14 protein-coding genes are annotated in these 18,988 nt (G+C 68.2%); 6 read left to right on the forward strand and 8 right to left on the reverse strand.

What is annotated here, in order from left to right; all coding sequences use genetic code 11:
* Positions 1-42: 42 nt before the first annotated feature.
* Positions 43-1,749, reverse strand: a complete 1,707-nt coding sequence (locus tag ACL9RL_RS10500; RefSeq protein WP_422780198.1) for a glycosyltransferase — start codon at positions 1,747-1,749, stop codon at positions 43-45.
* Positions 1,750-1,861: 112 nt separating this feature from the next.
* Positions 1,862-3,637, reverse strand: coding sequence for an ABC transporter ATP-binding protein (locus tag ACL9RL_RS10505; protein WP_422780199.1), 1,776 nt, complete (start codon positions 3,635-3,637; stop codon positions 1,862-1,864).
* Positions 3,638-3,800: 163 nt separating this feature from the next.
* On the opposite strand from ACL9RL_RS10505, the gene ACL9RL_RS10510 reads away from it, so the two are divergent.
* Together ACL9RL_RS10510 and ACL9RL_RS10515 are read left to right on the forward strand one after the other, a co-directional pair.
* The gene (locus ACL9RL_RS10510) at positions 3,801-5,108 is read left to right on the forward strand and encodes a glycosyltransferase (RefSeq protein ID WP_422780200.1); all 1,308 of its coding nucleotides are present in this window, start codon (positions 3,801-3,803) and stop codon (positions 5,106-5,108) included.
* Positions 5,105-5,860: a PIG-L family deacetylase gene (locus ACL9RL_RS10515; protein ID WP_422780201.1), complete on the forward strand. Its 756-nt coding sequence runs from the start codon at positions 5,105-5,107 to the stop codon at positions 5,858-5,860. Before ACL9RL_RS10510 ends, ACL9RL_RS10515 begins: the two co-directional genes overlap by 4 nt.
* Before the next feature lie 35 nt (positions 5,861-5,895).
* On the opposite strand, the gene ACL9RL_RS10520 is transcribed toward ACL9RL_RS10515, so the two are convergent.
* A complete protein-coding gene (locus ACL9RL_RS10520) occupies positions 5,896-7,125 on the reverse strand; it encodes an MFS transporter (RefSeq protein WP_422780202.1) in 1,230 nt (409 codons plus the stop codon).
* A gap of 145 nt (positions 7,126-7,270) precedes the next feature.
* Between ACL9RL_RS10520 and ACL9RL_RS10525 the strand changes: the two genes are divergently transcribed.
* Positions 7,271-8,038, forward strand: a complete 768-nt coding sequence (locus tag ACL9RL_RS10525) for a DeoR/GlpR family DNA-binding transcription regulator (protein WP_422780203.1) — start codon at positions 7,271-7,273, stop codon at positions 8,036-8,038.
* Positions 8,039-8,062: 24 nt separating this feature from the next.
* Here ACL9RL_RS10525 and ACL9RL_RS10530 read toward each other — a convergent pair whose 3' ends face one another.
* The 5 genes from ACL9RL_RS10530 to ACL9RL_RS10550 all read right to left on the reverse strand — a co-directional run bounded on the left by ACL9RL_RS10530 (position 8,063) and on the right by ACL9RL_RS10550 (position 14,572).
* Positions 8,063-9,352: an ROK family transcriptional regulator gene (locus ACL9RL_RS10530; RefSeq protein ID WP_422780204.1), complete on the reverse strand. Its 1,290-nt coding sequence runs from the start codon at positions 9,350-9,352 to the stop codon at positions 8,063-8,065.
* A gap of 82 nt (positions 9,353-9,434) precedes the next feature.
* Positions 9,435-10,892: an ROK family protein gene (locus tag ACL9RL_RS10535; RefSeq protein WP_422780205.1), complete on the reverse strand. Its 1,458-nt coding sequence runs from the start codon at positions 10,890-10,892 to the stop codon at positions 9,435-9,437.
* Positions 10,893-11,024: 132 nt separating this feature from the next.
* Positions 11,025-12,026: a sugar phosphate isomerase/epimerase family protein gene (locus tag ACL9RL_RS10540; RefSeq protein ID WP_422780206.1), complete on the reverse strand. Its 1,002-nt coding sequence runs from the start codon at positions 12,024-12,026 to the stop codon at positions 11,025-11,027.
* Positions 12,027-12,108: 82 nt separating this feature from the next.
* Positions 12,109-13,287: a Gfo/Idh/MocA family protein gene (locus tag ACL9RL_RS10545; protein WP_422780402.1), complete on the reverse strand. Its 1,179-nt coding sequence runs from the start codon at positions 13,285-13,287 to the stop codon at positions 12,109-12,111.
* A 241-nt stretch (positions 13,288-13,528) separates the two neighbouring features.
* Complete coding sequence (locus ACL9RL_RS10550; protein ID WP_422780207.1) at positions 13,529-14,572, reverse strand: substrate-binding domain-containing protein; 1,044 nt, start codon at positions 14,570-14,572, stop codon at positions 13,529-13,531.
* Between the two features lie 357 nt (positions 14,573-14,929).
* On the opposite strand from ACL9RL_RS10550, the gene ACL9RL_RS10555 reads away from it, so the two are divergent.
* From ACL9RL_RS10555 to xylA, 3 genes are all read left to right on the forward strand, one after another.
* Positions 14,930-16,495, forward strand: a complete 1,566-nt coding sequence (locus ACL9RL_RS10555; RefSeq protein ID WP_422780208.1) for a sugar ABC transporter ATP-binding protein — start codon at positions 14,930-14,932, stop codon at positions 16,493-16,495.
* Between the two features lie 133 nt (positions 16,496-16,628).
* On the forward strand, positions 16,629-17,702 hold the full coding sequence (locus tag ACL9RL_RS10560; RefSeq protein WP_422780209.1) for an ABC transporter permease: 1,074 nt from the start codon (positions 16,629-16,631) through the stop codon (positions 17,700-17,702).
* 88 nt (positions 17,703-17,790) lie between these two features.
* Positions 17,791-18,984, forward strand: coding sequence for a xylose isomerase (gene xylA, locus ACL9RL_RS10565; protein ID WP_422780210.1), 1,194 nt, complete (start codon positions 17,791-17,793; stop codon positions 18,982-18,984).
* The last annotated feature ends 4 nt before the right edge of the window (positions 18,985-18,988 follow it).

An 18,988-nucleotide genomic window follows, 5' to 3' on the forward strand; every position in this document is an offset into this window, starting at 1 on the left:
GCCGATCGCATGGGCGAGCGGGCTTGTGCACGTCAGCACGACTCAGACCGCCTGGAGCGCCACCGGTGAGGCGATGGGTCGGGTTCCGACCAGTTCGTCGACGCTCGTGAACGCCCCGACCGATCGGTCTCGCCCGCTGAACGCAGTGAGGTACCACGCGGCGCCCGCACACCCGACGAAGACAACAGCTGGGGCGAACGACTGGACGAGCAGCAACGCGAGGGCGATGGCGACCACGGCGACGCCGGCCTCGATCGCCGCGGTGGCCCGCCATCCCTTCGCGCTCCGTCGCTTCGGGGTCACCGCGAAGACGGCTCTGGCGCCGAAGGCGACACGGGCGCTCGAGCGGATCGTGACCCACAGCACCGAGGCGAAGAGTGCGAGCGCGCGACCCAGGAAGACGATGGCGGCAACGGGTCGACCGGTACCGATCCGGCGGAGGACCTCGCCGAGGAGCGGCGCAACACCGCAGATCGCAAGCGTCGCACCCATCCAGGACGGCAGAACCGCTCCGCCGTCCGGGCCGAGCGGAAGCAGGCCGGCGAGGAACAACACGAGGGCGAACGCGGCACCGGCCGGAGCCATGACGGTCTCGAGCAGGAGGTCGATCTTCTTCACAGCGCTCAGCTCCGAGCGGAGGATCGTCGACGAGTACCGTCCGACGAACTCGGTGGCGCCCTCGACGAACTTCCCGTGCTGCTTCTTGAACGCGTGGTAGTCGACCGGGTAGTCCTCGGCGCTGACGAGTTCCGGTGCGTAGACGATGTCGAACCCGGCGCGCTGCACCTCGAGGCTGAACGCGAGGTCCTCCATCACCATCTCGGGGAACCCGCCGACGGCCTCGACGCACTCCGCGGTGATGAGGGCGCCGCGCCCCATGAAGAACGAGAATCCGTGCCTGGCGCGGACGAGCTGGGTGACCCGGACGTGCGTCTCGAACATCTGGCCGAACTCGTCCGCGAACCGCGAACGCCCGCGGTTGGCCAGGTGACGGCCCTGGACGACGCCGACGGCACGGGTCTTGGATTCCTCGGCAAGACGGGCGAGCGAACGCTCGACGAAATCAGGCTGGATCACCTCGTCGCTGTCGAGGATCACGTACGCGTCGTATCCGGGCCGCGTTGCGAAGAAGTGGTTGAGGTTGCCGGCCTTGTAGCCGGTGCGCTCCACCCTCCGCACGACCTGGGCGCCGGTCGCACGGGCGAACGCGTCGATCTCCCGCCTGACCGCGGCGTCGCTCGAATCGTCGAGGATGACGGTGCTGACACCCGGGTGGGTCTGACGCATCGAGGCGGTGAGCGCCCCAGCGTCGAAGTCGTTCGCCGTGCAGTAGAGCAGCGCGACGTGTGCCTGCCGGCGGGGGCGCTCTGCGGAGACGGAGGCGACCGCCAGAGCTTCGGCGTCGATCTCACGCGCCGCCCGGGCGGCGCGCTCCCGGCGGGCGACGAACGGATAGGCGGCGAGGATCCCGATGGTCCTGAAACCGCCGAGCCAGAGTGTGCCGATGAGCGCGCCGACCAGGACGATCACGATCATCGCGAGCCAGTTGGACGTTCCGGTCGCAGCAACGAGGCCCGCGACGGCGGCAGCGATGAGCCCCGCCCAGAGTGCGAGCGTGACGACGGTGATGAGCACATCGCCCCGTGATGCGGCCGCGCGAGGAGCGCCGGCGAGATCGGCCGCGCGAGGAACGGCGGTGGCCGCGGTGGCAGCGGAAGCAACGATTGGAAGCTCATCTGATCGACTCATATTTCCAGTGTCGCGAGCCGCCAGCCTGATTACCTCATACTCCAGTACGATCTTTTGGCGCGCCGAATCGCACCGTCGGCAGTTTCAGAAATACGTGAGTGCCAGTTACGGCTCAGAGCGCCTGGGCGCGATGCAGCGCGGCGTACCGGCCGTCGGCTGCGAGCAACTCGTCGTGGGACCCGATCTCCACGATCCGACCGGCATCGACGACCACGATGCGATCAGCCGAGCGGATGGTCGACAGCCGGTGCGCGACGACGAGCGTCGTCCGATCCCGCATCAGCCGGGCGAGCGCCTCCCGCACCTGCGACTCCGACTGCGCGTCGAGCGCCGACGTTGCCTCATCGAGCAGCAGGATCCGCGGATCGCGCACGAGCGCCCTCGCGATGGCCAACCGCTGTCGTTGCCCGCCGGACAGCCGCGCACCGCGCTCGCCGACGATCGTGTGCCAGCCCTCTGGCATCGCATCGACGATCTCCAGGGCGTTCGCATCCCGCAACGCCTCGATCACCCGATCGTCCGAGACGTCGTCGAGACCGTAGGTCACGTTGTCGCGGATGGTCCCCTCGAACAGCACGGACTCCTGCGGCACGACGGATACGGAGGACCGGAAGCTGCGGAGGTCGATGGATTCCATGTCGACGCCGTCGAGCAGGATGTGCCCGCTCGTCGGCCGGAGGAAGCCGAGCACGAGGTTCAGGAGCGTGGACTTCCCTGAGCCGGACGGACCGACGAAGGCCACGGTCTCCCCCGGCGCGATCGCCAGATCGATGCCGTCGAGCGCCGGCGGGGCGCCCCGCTCGAAGCGGTAGCCGACATCGCGCAGCTCGACGGCGCCGTTCACCCGGTCCACCCGGCGTTTGCCCGCGTTGTGTTCGAGGTCGGGCTCCTGCATCACCTCGCCGATCGACTTGATCGACTCCATACCCTTGCTCATGATGGGCACGAGCATCAGCAGACTCGTGATGCCGCCGGTGAGGATCGTGAAGTAGGTGCTCACGAGGACGACCTCGCCAGCCGTGATCGGGATGAAACCGGTGAGCGAGAACACCGCGGCGACGATGAGGGTCCCGAAGGCGAGCACCTGCATCACGACCCACGTCGCAGACCCGAACCGGCCGTTGAGCATGTCGAGGGTGAAACCGGCGCTCCGCACACCCTCCGCGGCGTTCGCGACTCGCGACTGCGCGACGCCTTCCAGCCCGTGCGCTCTCGTGATCGGCATCAGCGTCGCCATCTCGCCGACGCGCGCCGAGAACTGCTCGACCTCGAGGCGGAAGAGCTCGTTGCGGCGGTTGGCCCGCAGCCGCACCATCGCGAACAGGCCGACCGCGATGGGCACGGTCAGCGCGAACACCACGATGAACTGCGGGACGAGGATCGCCGTGGTCGTGATCGCACCGATCAGCACGAACACCGCGGACAGCGCGGGCGCACCGGCCTGCTGCAGCATCAGCTCGACGTTCTCGACGTCGCGGACCACCTTGGTCTGGATGATCGATGCGCTCGCCCGCGAGTGGAACCCGATCGACAGGCTCTGCAGGCGGGCGGCGAGCGAGTTGCGGAGATCAGCGCCGAGGTGCCTCGTCGACCCGCTGTAGAGACGCGTCCACAACACATGCGACGGGTAGTTCTGCACCAGCACAACAACCGCGATGCTCGCGTACAGCCACAGCTTGCCGAGCGGTCCGCCCGCGACCACGACGTCGATGATCGCCGAGGTCAGGATCGGCATGAGCCACAACGGGCTGTCCTTCACCGCGAAGACGAGGACGGCCGGGATGAGCTTGCCCTTGTACCGCCCGAGCAGGTGCAGGAGCGTGCGGGCCGGGTGTGTGCCGTCGACCGTCACCGTCCTGGTCGACGCCGTCGTCGTAGCTCTCTCCACGCTCACCCCTCTGTGTGCTTGCCGCGCCGCGCCGTGCGGTGCTGTGCTGTGCTGTGCTGCGCATCGCCGCGCCGCTGCACCAAGCACCAATTATGGGTGCGAAACAGGTCTCACGGGCACTCCTGGACGGGCGCGGGGGTTCACGGCCCGTTAAGCTCGGGATGTGCCTCACGAGTCGACCACCCAACTGCCAGCATCGGAACCCCTCCGCATCGCGATGGTCTCCCTCCACACCTCCCCGGGCGACGAACCGGGATCGGGCGACGCCGGCGGGATGAACGTGGTCGTGCGTCACCAGGCGGACGCGATGGCTGCGGCCGGTCACACGGTCGACCTCATCACCCGACGATCCTCCCCCGACCAGCCGGAGCAGGTCGAGCTGGCCGACGGGGTGACCCTCCGGTTCATCACGGCAGGCCCGGCACGGCCGGTGCCGAAGGGCGACCACGAAGGGTTCATCGCCGAGTTCGAGGACGGCCTGCGGGCGCTCGGACCGTGGGACCTCATCCACTCGCACCACTGGTTCTCCGGAATGGCCGCGTTGCCGATCGCACGAGAACGCCGCATCCCGCATGTGCAGAGCTTCCACAGCATCGCGGCAGACGAACGCACACCGCTGTCGGAGGGCGAACGACCGGAGTCCGCAGGGCGCCTCGCGGGTGAGGCCTGGCTCGCGCAGCACTCCGACGTCGTTGTGGCGATCAGCGAGGCGGAAGCCGAGACGGTCGTCACGAGGCTCGGCGGCTCGCCGGATCGGATCGCCGTGGTCCCGCCAGGGGTGGACGGTGCGCTCTTCCACCCGAGCGCAGGTGCGGACGGGGCCGCCGGATCACCCGCAACCGACGCCGGATACGCGATCGTCGCGGGCCGCCTGCAACCGCTCAAGGGGTTCGACCTCGCGATCGAAGCCGTCGCAGCCGTTCCGGAGGGTCTCCGACCCGAACTGGTCGTCGCCGGCGACGTCTCGGCGGACTACGACGAGTACATCGCCGAGCTCGAACGCCTCGCAGCAGCAGACGGCATCGAACGCGAGGTCCGATTCGTCGGTCCGCAGTCCAGAGCAGGACTCGCCGGGCTCCTCCGCGGCGCGCGCATCGTGCTCGTGCCGTCGCACTCGGAGACCTACGGGCTCGTCGCGCTGGAAGCGGCGGCCTCCGGGGTTCCCGTGATCGCCGCGGCGTCCGGAGGGCTCCGAGAGGCCGTCGTCGACGGTGTCACGGGCATCGTGCTCGACTCGCGTGATCCTGCCGTCTGGGCGGAAGCCGTCACACGCGTCCTGTCCGACCGGCCGTTCGCCGACCGGCTCGGAGCCGCCGCACGGACGCGGGCAGAAGCGCTCGACTGGGAACGCTCCGCCGCTGGGCTGGTCACGGTGTACCGCGCGGCACTCGCGGACGCGGATCGCGCTGAGACCCCCACGGCTGCAGACTCCGCCCACGACGCCACCGCCCCGGCGGACTGCGCCAGGTGAGCGGCATCGTGTCGCTGCACCATCCGGGGACGGTGCTGTTCGTCCACGCGCACCCCGACGACGAGACGATCTCGACCGGTGCGCTCATCGCGGAACTGATCGCGCGAGGCAGCACCGTCGTCCTCGTCACGGCGAGCAGGGGCGAACGGGGCGAGGTCGTGCCCGGGCCGCTGTCGGCGCTCGTCGGCACGGAGGAACTCGCACACGAACGCGAACGTGAACTCGATCGCGCGACGACGACGCTCGGCGTCGCGCAACGCTTCTGGCTCGGGGAATCACCCGCGAGAGCTGCGGGCCTCGAGTCGCGGAACTATCGGGACTCCGGAATGCGGTGGGTCCGTCCCGGACTCGCCGGACCGGCCGACGACATCGATGACGACGCACTCGTCGCAGCACCGCTCGACGAGGTCGTCGGCGACCTCTCGCACCTGATCGATCTGCTGCAGCCGAGCCTCGTCGTCAGTTACGACGACGGCGGCGGCTACGGACACCCCGACCACGTCCGGATGCACGACGCGACACTCGCGGCATGCGCGGCGCTCGGGGTGCCGTTCGCGGAGGTCGTGCCTGAACCCATCGTCGACGCCGAATGGTTCGATCTCGGGAGCCGCCTGGGCGTCGTGACCGATGCGTTGCGCCACTACGCCAGCCAGCTCACGGTCGACGGGACCGACATCGTCCACTCGGGCGGTCAGCGCGAGCCCATCACCACCTCGGTCGGCCTGCGCCTGCACGAGAACCGCTCCGCGTAACCGACTCGCACGCGGACGGCCGTCCGGGTCGGAGTTCAGCGACGCTTCGTGGAGGACACGATCGGCGCGAGGATCACACCGAGCACGCAGAACGCGATCGGCAGGATGAACGCCATCGTGAGCCCGATCACCCCGCCGAGGAAGCCGATCACCGCCGGCCCGGCCAGGATGCCGATGTACCCGACGCCGACGACGCGCGACAGGGTCACCCCTGAGCTCGCTGCGTCGAGATTGCCGGCCGCCGTGAAGATCTGCGGGACGATGCCGGAGATGCCGATGCCGAACAGGGCCCACCCGACGAGCGTCAGCCCGAACACGGGCGACAGGACCACCACGAGCATGCCGAGGGCCGCGATCGCCGAACCGTACCTGACCACGTTGACCGGCCCGAACGCGTGCGAGACCCGGTCGGCGCACAACCGGCCGATCGTCATCATGATGGCGAAGGTGCCGTAGGCGAGCGATGCCGCAGCCTCCGGCTGGGCAAGGTGCTCGACGGCCTGCAGCGCACTCCAGTCGCTCGCGACGCCCTCGGAGAGCATCAAGAGGAAGGCGAGCGTTGCGAGGGCGAACACCCGACGCTTGATGTTGATCTGACGCGCGGGAGCGCCCGCGTCGACCGTCGCCTCCAGGGCGGCAGCAGCATCGAGCTCCGCCTTCCGCTCCTCGAACGCCCGTTCGTCGCTCGTGGACAGGAGCATGGACGCGCAGAACAGCGCGAGCACGGCACCGATCCCCGCCGCACCGAGCAGCGACCAGTGCAGGTCGAGCCCGATCGACTGGGCGAGCGCACCGAGCAGGGCGCCGGCCGCTCCGCCGAAGGAGAAGAACGCATGGAACGCCGACATGATCGGGCGCGGGTACTCGCGCTCGACGACGACCGCCTGGTGATTCATCGCGACGTCGGCAGCACCGTTGCCGAGACCGAAGACGAACAGGGCGATGCCGAGGGTCACGGCGTCCGTCGCGAGCCCTGGGAGGTTCACAGCGACGATCATCAGTGCGACTCCCGCCATCGTGGCGAAGCGGCTGCCGAGCTTGTCGATGATGACGCCGGTGATCTGCATGGCGATGAACGATCCGAGGCCGAGCAGCAGGATGAGTCCGCCGAGCATCGCGTGCGAGACGCCCGTCTGCTCCTGGATGGCCGGGATGTTGACCAGCCAGATGGCCATCAGGAACCCGACGACGAAGAAGATCCCGAAGACGCCGAAGCGGGCGCGTCGGAGACGGGGTGTGACGCCGGGGAGGGCGGTGGTGGTCATGTGGGGTTCTCCGGTGCTGTGTTCGAGGTTCGGAAGGTGTTCGCCGTGCGGTCGCGCTCGATCGAGTCGTGATCGATCTCAACGAAGATACACGAAACATGCACGAAGTACGTTCATTTGAACATTTCCAATGTATGTTTATTCCATGAGCGGAACCACTCGTCACGAACAGATCCTCGATCGCCTGAACCAGGACGGACGCGTCGACGTGGCGGCGCTCGCGCTGGAACTGAACACCTCCGAGGTCACCATCAGGCGCGACCTGGATCAGCTCGCGCAGGTCGGCGTCCTCCGCCGGGTCCGCGGCGGCGCCGTGAACCTCATGATGCGCGGAGAAGGACTCCCGTTCGCGATGCGCGGACTCGACGCGAGCGCCGTGAAGGAGCGTATGGCGGCAGCGGTCGGCGCACTCGTCGCGGACGGCGAGGCCGTGACGATCGACAGCGGCACCACGGGAACCGCCGTCGCCAAGGAACTGGCGAGTCGCCGCCTCACCGTGATGCCGTTCTCCGTGCAGGCCATCACGAACCTCGCCGGCAGCACCACGGTCACACTCATCCTGCCCGGCGGAACCGTCCGCCCGGACGAGGGATCGATCGTCGGCCCGCTGGCGGAGGCATCGCTGCGTTCGCTGCGCTTCGACACCGCGGTCCTCACCTGCTGCGGACTGTCCACCGCGGACGGCATCATGGCATACGACCTGCAGGACGCCGCCGCGAAGCAGGCGATGATCGGTGCGGCCAGACGGGTCATCGCCGTCGCCGAGGGCGCCAAGTTCTCCAGATCGGCGATGGCCGTCGTGTGCGAGCTCTCGGCGATCGACGTGCTCGTCACCGACGACTCGGCACCGCAGACAGCCCTCGACGAGATGCGCGCGCAGGGCATCGAGGTCGTGGTCGTCCCGGCGACGTAGTCCGCGGCGCAGCGCGGCGCCGGGTCAGCCCGCGAGCACCCGCTCGACGGAGGCCGGATCCGCGAGGATCGGCGCGAACGCGAGTTCTGCTGCGCCGACGATCAACAGATCCCGTCCGAGTGCGGCACGGACGGTCGACACGTCGTCACGAGGACCCATCATGGCCGATGTCGCAACAGCGTGTTCGATGCGCTCCGGCGCGATCTCCGACAGGGCGCCGAGGAACCCGCCGAGGATCACGAGCTTCGGGTTGAAGACGTTCACGATGTTGCGCAGCGCCACCCCGAGGTACGCGAGCTGACGGTCCACCACCGCTGCGATCTCCGGGGCCACCCGGTCGGGATCGGCGTATGCGGCGAGCAGCGCGCCCTCGAGCTGATCGCCCTCGGTCGGATCCAGTCCGAGTGCTTGGAGCAGGGGCTCGCGTCGCACCTCGGTCTCGAGGCAGCCGGTGGCGCCGCAGTGGCACACGACGCCCGCGCTGTTCACGAGGGTGTGCCCGAGCTCCCCCGCGTAGCCGTTGACGCCGCGCAGCAGCCGGCCGTCGCTGACGATGCCGCCGCCGATGCCGCTCGCCCCGCCGTTGAGGTACACGAGGTCCTCGACCCCGCGCCCGGCTCCGAAGATGCGCTCGGCGACGACCCCGACCGATGCGTCGTTCGCCGCGAACACCGGCAGCCCGATCGCGTCCTGCAGCATCTGGGAGAGCGGTTCGTTCCGCCAGCCGAGGTGCGGCGTCAACGTCACGACGCCATCGCCAGCGCGCACCAGTCCGGGGACGGCGAGCCCGATGCCGACGGTGTCGTAGTGCGCATCGAGTTCGTCCCGCATTCCGGCCACGACCGCGGAGACGATGTTGACGACCTCTTCGACCGACGGGATGCGGATGGTGTCGTAGCGGATGCGTTTGATGATGCGACCGCCGAGGCCCACCAGGCCGATCGTCACGGCGTCGAGTTCCGGGTTGACGGCGAGCGCCACCGTCCGCGTGCTCGGCATGATGACGGGCGACGGGCGGCCGACCTGCTTCGTGGTCGTCGGCTCTGCTTCGTCGACGAGCCTCAGGTTTACGAGTTCCGCGACGAGCGCGCCGACGGTCGACCGGTTCAGTCCGGTCTCTCTCGTCAGCTGCGCGCGGGACACGGCGCCGCCCGTGTGCACGAGGCCGAGCACGGCCGCGAGGTTGTTGCGGCGCACGTCGTCGAGGTTGTTGCCCTTCGTGCCGACGACGGCGATGGGCGGGGTCGCCGCGGCGGGGTTCGCAACGTCCGCGGACGGCACGCGGCCGGAGGTTGCGACGCCGGATTCTGGCATCCCGTATCCCTTCTCATTCACCACCTCCGCCGGCGGTGCTGCGAGCGTTCCAGCAGAGGCGACCGGGTGGGATCACAGCATGTTACAGCGGCGATGCCCGCGCACCCTCTGATTGGCCCGCGTCGCGGCCGATCTCGGTAGTCGTGTGCGGTGATACCGGCGCCGGTCCCTGCGTTGATCCGTGAGGAGATCCGTGTACTGATCCCTGCGTCGCCCCGTGCCAGGCGCCGTGCCAGCCGCCGTGGCCCGCTGGGTCGGCGAGCACGCCGGAGAAGGCGAGCTCCGCGGCGCCGATCATCAGCAGGTCCGATCCCAGCTGGGCGCGCAGGATCGTCACGCCGTCGGCCGGGCCGTCCATCGACTCCGTCAGGACGAGCGCGCTGAGACGTTCTCCGGCGATGGAGAACAGTGTGCCGAGGAAGCCGCCGAGGACGATGCGCTCCGGGTTGAAGACGTTGACGATGCCCCGCAGCGTCACGGCGAGACAGTCGAGCTGTCGTTCGACCTCCGCCAGCACGGCTGGGTCGTTCGACGCCGCGAGCGCCTGTTCGAGCTGTTCGTTGTCGCCGATGGGTGCTGGATCGCTTCCCGCTCCGTGCTCGTGCACCGCATGATCGGGCGCCGCATCGTCGAGCGCCGCCTGACCGGGTGCCGCACGACCGAGCACCGCGAGCAGCCGCTTCCGGCTGACCTCGGTCTCCAGGCAGCCGACCGCCCCGCAGTGGCACTGCGCCCCCTCGGAGTTCACGAGTGTGTGACCGAGTTCACCGGCATATCCGCTCGAACCGGTCCGCAGGCTGCCGCCGCTGATGATGCCGCCGCCGATGCCGCTCGCCCCGCCGTTCAGGTACACGAGGTCGAGGGTGCCGCGGCCTGCGCCGAAGATGATCTCGCCGCCGGCGCCGAGCGAGGCGTCGTTCGAGGCGTGCACCGGATATCCGGTCGCCGCGGACAGCATCGCCGCGACGGGCTCCTCCGTCCAGCCGAGGTGCGGCGCATAGGTGACCATGCCGTCCTCCGCCCGCACGAGACCTGGGACCGCGACACCGATGCCGACGATGCGGTACGACGCGTCGAGTTCGTCCCGCATCCCCGCGATGACCGCTGCCGCGATGTTGACGACCTCCTGGACGGTGGGCCGATGCTGCGTCTCGTACCTGATGCGCTTGATGACCTTGCCGCCGAGGCCGACGAGACCGATCGTCACGGCGTCGACCTCCGGGTTCACGGCGAGCGCCGCGGTCGCAGGATCTGCGTGGACGTGCGGGCTCGGACGTCCGACCGTCGCGCTCGACCCCGGCGCCGTCTCGTACACCAGGCCGAGTTCTCCGAGCTGGGCGATGAGCGTCCCGACGGTGGACCGGTTGAGCCCCGTCGCCCTGGCGAGTTCCGCCCTCGTCAGCACCCCTCTGTGGTGGACGAGGGAGAGCACGAGTGAGAGGTTGGTGCGCCTGGTGTGGTCGTTGGTCGTCGCGGCGCTCGTCGCACCGAACAGCGCCGATCCGAAGAGCGCGGACCGGTCTACGGCTCGTTCATCCATGGTCTTCCCTCCCCGTGCGATTCATCGGCGCGCGCTGGCGTCGGCGGGTGTTCCCGCCGGTTCCGCGCACGCCGGATGCGGGTGTCGCGATCCGCACACACAGAACGATCGCGACACCCGGTCAGAGACGACTCAGCGGGTGCTGAACGCCGAGTCGAAGGCCGCCGTCGGCGCGTCGAAGGCGAGACTCTTCACAAAGGCGAGAGCCTCTGGCGCCCCGACGAGCCGGTCCATGCCGGCGTCCTCCCACTCCACTGAGATGGGACCGTCGTAGCCGATGGCGTTGAGCGCCCGGAAGCTCTTCTCCCACGGGACGTCGCCGTGGCCCGTTGAGACGAAGTCCCAACCGCGACGCAGGTCGGCCCAGGCGAGGTGCGACCCGAGGCGGCCGTTGCGGCCGTTTCCGGTGTTCATCTTCACGTCCTTGCAGTCGACGTGGTAGATGAGGTCGCCGAACTCGAGGATGAACGCCACCGGGTCGAGCTCCTGCCAGACGAAGTGGCTCGGGTCCCAGTTGAGGCCGAACGCCGGGCGGTGCCCGATCGCGTCGAGGGTGCGGATGGTCGTCCAATAGTCGTAGGCGATCTCCGACGGGTGCACCTCGTGCGCGAACCGCACGCCGACCTCGTCGAACACGTCGAGGATCGGGTTCCACCGGTCCGCGAAGTCCTGGTACCCGGCGTCGATGGCCTCCTGGCTGACGGGCGGGAACATCGCGACGTACTTCCAGATGCTCGATCCGGTGAAGCCGACGACGGTCTTGACGCCCAGCTTCGCGGCGAGTCTGGCGGTGTGCTTCATCTCCTCCGCAGCACGTTGACGCACGCCCTCCGGGTCGCCGTCTCCCCACACGACGTCCGGCAGGATGTCCTGGTGGCGCTGATCGATGGGGTCGTCGCACACGGCCTGGCCCTTGAGGTGGTTGGAGATCGTGTAGACCTTCAGCCCGTGGCGTTCAAGGGTGTCGAGCTTGCCCTGGACGTACTCGTCGTCGTCCCAGCGCCAGGGATCGAGGTGGTCGCCCCAGCAGGCGATCTCGAGGCCGTCGTAGCCCCAGCCGGCTGCGAGCGCGCAGACCTCTTCGAACGGCAGGTCGGCCCACTGGCCGGTGAACAGGGTGATCGGTCGTGCCATGGTGTTCTGCTCCTTGTGGTCGGGAGTTGGTGCGTGATCTGACGTGGGTGGGTGATCTGGGGTCGGGCCGGGCGCGACGCGCTCAGGCGCCGATCGCGGTCCAGGCGCTGCCGTTGTCCGAGCTCGTCTCGACGGCGTCGAGCACCTGCTGGACCTGCAAGCCGTCTGCGAAGGACGGATGCGGCTGCACGCCGGCGACGATCGCCTCGACGAAGTCGCGCGCCTGGTGCGAGAAGCCGTGCTCGTAGCCGAGCATGTGACCGGCCGGCCACCAGGCGGAGATGTAGGGGTGCTCTGGTTCGGTGACGAGGATCGTGGTGAACCCCTGTTCGCCTGCCGGAGCGGTGGCGTCGTAGAACTGCAGCGAGTTCAACTGTTCGAGGTCGAAGGAGATCGCGCCCGCTGAGCCTGCGATCTCGATGCGGAGGGCGTTTTTGCGTCCCGTGCTGAACCTCGTCGCTTCGAAGGAGCCGAGGACCCCGTCGTCGAAGCGGCCGGTGAACAGGGCGAGGTCGTCGACGGTGACCGTGCCGCGCGCGGAGGCGGCTTCGTCTCCCGCTGCGTCCGTCGCACCGGCGGATGATGCGGAGAGCCCCCGTCCGTCGGCGACGAGCGGACGATCGCGCACGATCGTCTCGAGGACGCCGGAGACGGAGACGAGGCGTCTGCCCGCGATGAACTGTGCGAGGTCGACGGCGTGGGCGCCGATGTCGCCGAGTGCGCCCGAGCCGGCGAGTTGCTTGTCGAGGCGCCAGCTCATGGGGGCGTCGGCGTCCATGAGCCAGTCCTGCAGGTAGGAGGCGCGCACCTGGCGGATCTCGCCGATGCGACCGGCGGCGACGAGGTCGCGTGCCAGGGTCGCTGCCGGGACACGGCGGTAGGTGAAGCCGACCATCGCGAGGACCCCGCGGGCTGCAGCGCTCTCGGCTGCTGCGGCCATCGCCTCCGCTTCCTCGACGGTGTTCGCAAGCGGCTTCTCGCACAGGACGTGCTTGCCGGCTGCGAGGGCTGCGATGGCGATCTCGGCGTGCGAGTCGCCCGGGGTGACGATGTCGACGACGTCGATGTCGTCACGGGCGATGACCTCACGCCAATCGACGGACGTCTCGGCCCAGCCCCACTGGTCGGCCGCGGCCTGTGTGCGCTCCGCGTTCCGTCCGACGAGCACCGCCATCTCGGGTGTCGCCCCGAGATCGAAGAATCGAGGGGCGACGCGCCAGCCCTGGGAGTGCGCTGCCCCCATAAAGCCGACGCCGATCATCGCGACTCGCAGTGTGGATGCGGGGGCGGTTCCGGTCACGGGTGTGCTCTCTTTCTGTCACGGTGTGGTGCGGTGCTTGGTCGTACGGTGGCACTGGTGGTGCTCGATGTTGTTGAGCGGTGCTCGGCGGCGCTGAGCGATGCTCGGTGGTGCCGCCCGGCGGGCGCCGCCCTCAGGAGAGGACGACACCCGCCGGACGTGGTGCGGTACTGCGATGCTGCCGTTCCGGCGCCGTTTCGGCCTAGGACTCGAACGCGCTCGGCAGGTAGACCGCCACGTTGTCCTTCGTCACGACGGGTGCGTACAGCTGCACCTTGCGCGGGACGCTCGACTCGACGAGGTCGCTCATGCCCTTGCCCTGCACGATGAGGCGGGCGAGTGCGATGCCGTCGGCAGCCTGCGTGGACGGGTAGATGACCGTCGCCTTGAGGACCGAGTCGCCGGCCTCGATGGCGCGCATCACGTTGGCAGAACCTGCGCCGCCCACCATAAAGAACTCGTCGCGACCGGCGGTGTCGATCGCCGCGAGGACGCCGACGCCCTGGTCGTCGTCGTGGTTCCAGATCGCGTCGATCTTCGGTGCTGCTGCGAGGAGCTGCGATGCTGCAGCCTCGCCGCCCTGCACGGTGAAGTCGGCTGCGACGCGGTTGTTGACCTTCAGGCCGCAGTCGCTCAGCGCGTCCTTGAAGCCTTCGCTGCGCTCCTGCGTGAGCGGCAGGCTGTCGATGCCGGCGATCTCGGCGACGACGGCGTCCTTCTTGCCGTCGAGCTGCTCGCAGATGTAGGTGCCGGCGCTGACGCCCATGCCGTAGTTGTCACCGAGGATCGTGGTGCGTGCGGCGAAGGTGCTGGAGAACTCCCGGTCGACGTTGATCACGGGGATGCCGGCCTGCATGGCCTTGATGGCGACATCGGTCAGCGCAGCACCGTCGGTCGGCAGCAGCACGATGGCGTCCACCTTGTCGTTGATGAAGGTCTCGACCTGGCTGATCTGGAGGTTCGCGTCGTTGGTGCCCTCCGCGATGACGAGGTCGACGTCGCTGAACTTCTTTGCCTCGGCGATCGCCGCCGTGTTGATGGCGCCGAGCCAGCCGTGGTCGGCGGCCGGGCCGGAGAAGCCGATCTTGATGGTTTCGCCGGTCTTGGCGTTCTCCGCTGCGGTGTCGACAGCGGCGGTCGTCGATTCCGGCGTTCCAGCCGTACACGACGTCATGAGTCCGATCACGGCGAGAGATGCGCCGGATGCGATGAGCAAGCGGCGACGCAGCGTGCGTGATGCGAGCATGTGTTCCTCCTTGGGTTGTGCGTGCGGCGTGAGCCGCATGCAACTTGAGTGCAGTGTGAGTGCAGTTCGGGCTCGCCAACGGGAGGTGCATTGGCGAGCATCCGGGCCGGGTGTGCCCGTCTACTCGACGAAAGTCCACATTGACGTTTGATGCAACATAACAGACTTTCGCCGCACGTGTCGGATTGTTTTTTGCCGGATTTGTCACAATCAGATCACCGACGCCTCGCCTGCAACAAACGTGTTGCGACGAAACAAACCCCGGAAAGACGCGAGAGTACGCATCTGAAACACGCATTTGAGTTTCATGGACCGAATTGCGTGCATAGCCGCAACAATTCTGTTAGCTTGCCTCTCATGATCAACGTGGACCATGCCGCTGGGGCGTCCCAGCCATCAGCATCCCGACCCCCGTCGGACCTGGCTCCGCTCCTTTCGGTGCGCGGCCTCACCAAGAGCTTCGCCGGAGTCCAGGCCCTCAAGGGCGTCGACCTCGACATCGTCCCTGGCGAAGTGCACTGCGTGCTCGGCCAGAACGGCGCCGGGAAGTCGACCCTCATCAAGACGCTTTCCGGCGTGCACCAGCCGGACGGCGGCGAGATCGTCTGGCAGGGCGAGACGATCTCCATCACCGACCCGATCGCGGCCCTCGGCCTCGGCATCGCGACGATGTACCAGGAACTCGACGTCGTCGACGGGCTCACCGTCGCCGAGAACATCTTCCTCGGACACGAGTACGCGACAGCCGGCGTCACCAACCGCCGCACCACGAACAAGCGCGCCAAGGAGATCATGACGCGCCTCGGGCACGGGGACATCTCCCCCGGCCGCGAGGTCGCGACGCTCTCCGCCGCGAACAAGCAGATCGTCAGCATGGCTCGGGCGCTGTCCCACAACACGAAACTGATCGTGATGGACGAGCCGAGCGCCGTGCTCGACTCCGAAGAGGTCAAGAACCTGTTCCGCGTCGTCCACGAACTCACCGCATCGGGCATCGCCGTGATCTACATCTCGCACCGCCTCGAAGAGATCCGTCAGATCGGCGACCGCATCTCCGTCATCAAGGACGGCCAGAGCGTGGCCAACAACCTGCCGGTGAGCGACACGCCGACAGCCGACCTCATCAAACTCATGACCGGCCGGGCCGTGACGAACGTGTTCCCGGTCGCCGCTCCGATCCCGGCCGACGCGCCGGTGCTCCTGTCCGTCGACGGGCTCTCCCTCGGGACGGTGTTCCAGGACGTGACCTTCGACATCAAGGCCGGCGAGATCGTCGGTCTGGCCGGACTCGTCGGCTCCGGTCGGTCCGAGATCATGGAGACCCTCTACGGCGCCCGGAAGGCGACCTCAGGCACGGTCAGCGTCGATGGCAAGGTCCTGCCGGCAGGCTCCGTCCGGGCCGGCGTCCACGCCGGCATGGGGCTCTCCCCCGAGGAGCGCAAGAGCCAGGGCCTCATCCTCGACGAGCCCGTGTACCGCAACGTCACCCTCGCATCGTTCGCCAGATGGGCGAAGTTCGGTCTGCTGAACGAGCGCAGCGAACGCGCCGTCTCGCGTGCGGAGCTCGAATCGCTCGAGCTGCGACCCGCTGACCCGGATCGGGCTGCCAGGACGCTGTCCGGCGGCAACCAGCAGAAGATCCTCCTCGCCAGATGGCTCGTGCACGGCACCCGGGTGCTGCTGCTCGACGAGCCGACCCGTGGCGTCGACGTCGGCGCGAGAGCCGAGATCTACGCCCTCATCCGCAAACTCGCCGAAGCAGGCACGGCCGTCCTCGTGATCTCGAGCGAGATCGAAGAGGTCCTCGGACTCTCCGATCGTGTGCTCGTGATCGCCGAGGGCCGCGTCGTCCACCAGGCGCCGGCGAGCGACATCGACGAGCACCGTGTGCTCGACCTCGTGATGCAGGGCAGCGCGGCATGAGTAGCGCACCGTCCGTCCAGGGACGCACCGGCACCTGCAGCACGATGCCGAACGGCACGCCGGCACACTCCAACACCCCACACACCTCCACCCGATTTCCAGCCCGAACCATCCTCGAGAAAGTGAGTGCCGCGTGAGCGAGCAGACGACAGTGACCGGACAGGTCGCACTCGACCCCAACGGCGGCCCCATCCAGCCCCACTCCGGCAAAGACGCCGGCGGAGGCTCCGGCAGCATCTTCAGCCGCGTCTTCAGCGGATCCGCCGCGCGCAGCATCGGCCTCATCGTCGCTCTGGCCGTGCTCTTCCTCGTCGGAACCATCACCGCCGGCGATCGCTTCGCGAGCTTCGACAACGTCCTCACGATCGTCAGGTACGCCTCCATCATCGGTGTGGTCAGCATCGGTATGACCTTCGTGATCACGGCTGGCGGCATCGACCTCTCAGTGGGCTCCGTGCTCGGCCTCTCCTCCGTCGTCGCGACGATGGCGTGGGCCCAGCAGCTCGCGAACTCGACCAGCTGGGTGGTCATGGTGATCCTGGCGATCGCCGTCGGCGCCGGAGCCGGCCTCATCAACGGCATCGTGATCGCCTACGGCAACGTCGTGGCGTTTATGGCGACCCTCGCGATGCTCGTCGGCGCGAGAGGACTGGCAGAGGTCCTCGCCAACCGCACGACCCAGATCGTCAACGTCAAGGGCTTCCTGACCTTCTTCCGCGGCGACTTCCTCGGCATCCCGGTGCTCATCTGGATCTTCATCATCGTGATCATCGGCGGATGGTTCCTGCTCAACCGCACGACCTTCGGTCGCCGCACGGTCGCGATCGGCGGCAACCTCGAAGCGGCCCGACTGGCCGGCATCAAGGTCAAGCGCCACCTCGTCTACGTGTACGTCCTCTCCGGTCTCCTCGCCGGTGTCGCCGGCATGATGATGCTCGGCCGCACCACGGCAGGCACCTCCACCCACGGCGGACTGATGGAGCTCGACGCGATCGCCGCCGTCGTCGTCGGCGGAACCCTCCTCATCGGTGGTCGCGGAACGATCATGGGCACCGTCCTCGGTGTGCTCATCTTCGCGACCCTCACCAACGTGTTCACCCAGAACAACCTCTCTACATCGGTCCAGGCCATCGCGAAGGGCGTCATCATCGTCGCCGCCGTGCTCCTGCAGCAGCGGTTCGCGTCGCGCGCGAAACGGAGTCGATGAGTCGCCCCGCAGCGACGCAACACCGTCCAAGTCGTACCACCGCGTCCCCGGACGCTCATCACCGCAACACTCAACAGAAAGACCACTCATGACGATCACTCCCACTCGCGCCGACCGGTTCTCTTTCGGCCTCTGGACCTTCGGGTACAACGGAACCGACCCGTTCGGTCCGGCGACCAGACCGGCCGTCGACGTCGTCGAGGGCATCAACAAGCTGTCTGAGCTCGGCGCGTACGGTCTGACCTTCCACGACGACGACCTCTTCGCCTTCGGCTCGACCGATGCAGAGCGTCAGAAGCAGATCGACCGGATGAAGCAGGCCCTCGCCGACACCGGCATCGTTGTGCCGATGGTCACCACCAACCTGTTCAGCGCGCCGGTGTTCAAGGACGGCGGCTTCACGTCGAACGACCGCGGCGTCCGCCGCTTCGCGCTCCGCAAGGTGATGCGCAACGTGGACCTCGCAGCCGAGCTCGGTGCGAAGACGTTCGTGATGTGGGGCGGCCGGGAAGGCGCGGAGTACGACACCGCGAAGGACGTGCAGAGCGCACTGGAGCGCTACCGCGAAGCCGTCGACCTGCTCGCGCAGTACACGGAGGACAAGGGCTACGGCATCAAGTTCGCGATCGAGCCGAAGCCGAACGAGCCCCGCGGAGACATCCTGCTGCCCACGCTCGGCCACGCGCTCGCGTTCATCTCCACGCTCGAGAGGCCGGAGCTCTTCGGTGTGAACCCGGAGGTCGGGCACGAGCAGATGGCCGGCCTCAACTACACCGCCGGCATCGCACAGGCGCTGTACCAGGGCAAGCTGTTCCACATCGACCTGAACGGTCAGCGCGGCATCAAGTACGACCAGGACCTCGTGTTCGGTCATGGCGATGTGCAGAACGCGTTCTCGCTCGTCGACCTCCTCGAGCACGGCGGCCCCGGTGGCGGCCCCGCCTACACCGGCCCCCGTCACTTCGACTACAAGCCCTCGCGCACCGAGGACATCACGGGCGTGTGGGAGTCGGTCAAGGCGAACATGCGCATGTACCTGCTCCTCAAGGAGCGCACCGAGGCCTTCCGCGCCGACCCTGAGGTGCAGGAGGCACTCCTCGCCGCCCGCGTCGCAGAGCTGGCTCAGCCCACGCTCAACCCGGGTGAGGGCTACGACGAGTTCCTCGCGGACCGCAGCTCCTACGAGGACTACGACGCGGACGCGCACTTCGGCGGCAACGGCTACGGTTTCGTACGCTTGCAGCAGTTGACCATCGAGCACCTCATGGGCGCGCGCGGCTAGTCCG

Source organism: Plantibacter sp. Mn2098 (genome assembly GCF_049319745.1).
Lineage (GTDB): Bacteria > Actinomycetota > Actinomycetes > Actinomycetales > Microbacteriaceae > Plantibacter.

What these genes read in the sequence shown, in the direction of transcription:
- ACL9RL_RS10500 (WP_422780198.1), bottom strand. Translation starts at nt 1,749, where the DNA reads ATGAGTCGATCAGATGAGCTTCCAATCGTTGCTTCCGCTGCCACCGCG.
- ACL9RL_RS10520 (WP_422780202.1), bottom strand. Translation starts at nt 7,125, where the DNA reads ATGACCACCACCGCCCTCCCCGGCGTCACACCCCGTCTCCGACGCGCC.
- ACL9RL_RS10525 (WP_422780203.1), top strand. Translation starts at nt 7,271, where the DNA reads ATGAGCGGAACCACTCGTCACGAACAGATCCTCGATCGCCTGAACCAG.
- ACL9RL_RS10530 (WP_422780204.1), bottom strand. Translation starts at nt 9,352, where the DNA reads ATGCCAGAATCCGGCGTCGCAACCTCCGGCCGCGTGCCGTCCGCGGAC.
- ACL9RL_RS10535 (WP_422780205.1), bottom strand. Translation starts at nt 10,892, where the DNA reads ATGGATGAACGAGCCGTAGACCGGTCCGCGCTCTTCGGATCGGCGCTG.
- ACL9RL_RS10540 (WP_422780206.1), bottom strand. Translation starts at nt 12,026, where the DNA reads ATGGCACGACCGATCACCCTGTTCACCGGCCAGTGGGCCGACCTGCCG.
- ACL9RL_RS10545 (WP_422780402.1), bottom strand. Translation starts at nt 13,287, where the DNA reads ATGATCGGCGTCGGCTTTATGGGGGCAGCGCACTCCCAGGGCTGGCGC.
- ACL9RL_RS10550 (WP_422780207.1), bottom strand. Translation starts at nt 14,572, where the DNA reads ATGCTCGCATCACGCACGCTGCGTCGCCGCTTGCTCATCGCATCCGGC.
- ACL9RL_RS10555 (WP_422780208.1), top strand. Translation starts at nt 14,930, where the DNA reads ATGATCAACGTGGACCATGCCGCTGGGGCGTCCCAGCCATCAGCATCC.
- xylA (WP_422780210.1), top strand. Translation starts at nt 17,791, where the DNA reads ATGACGATCACTCCCACTCGCGCCGACCGGTTCTCTTTCGGCCTCTGG.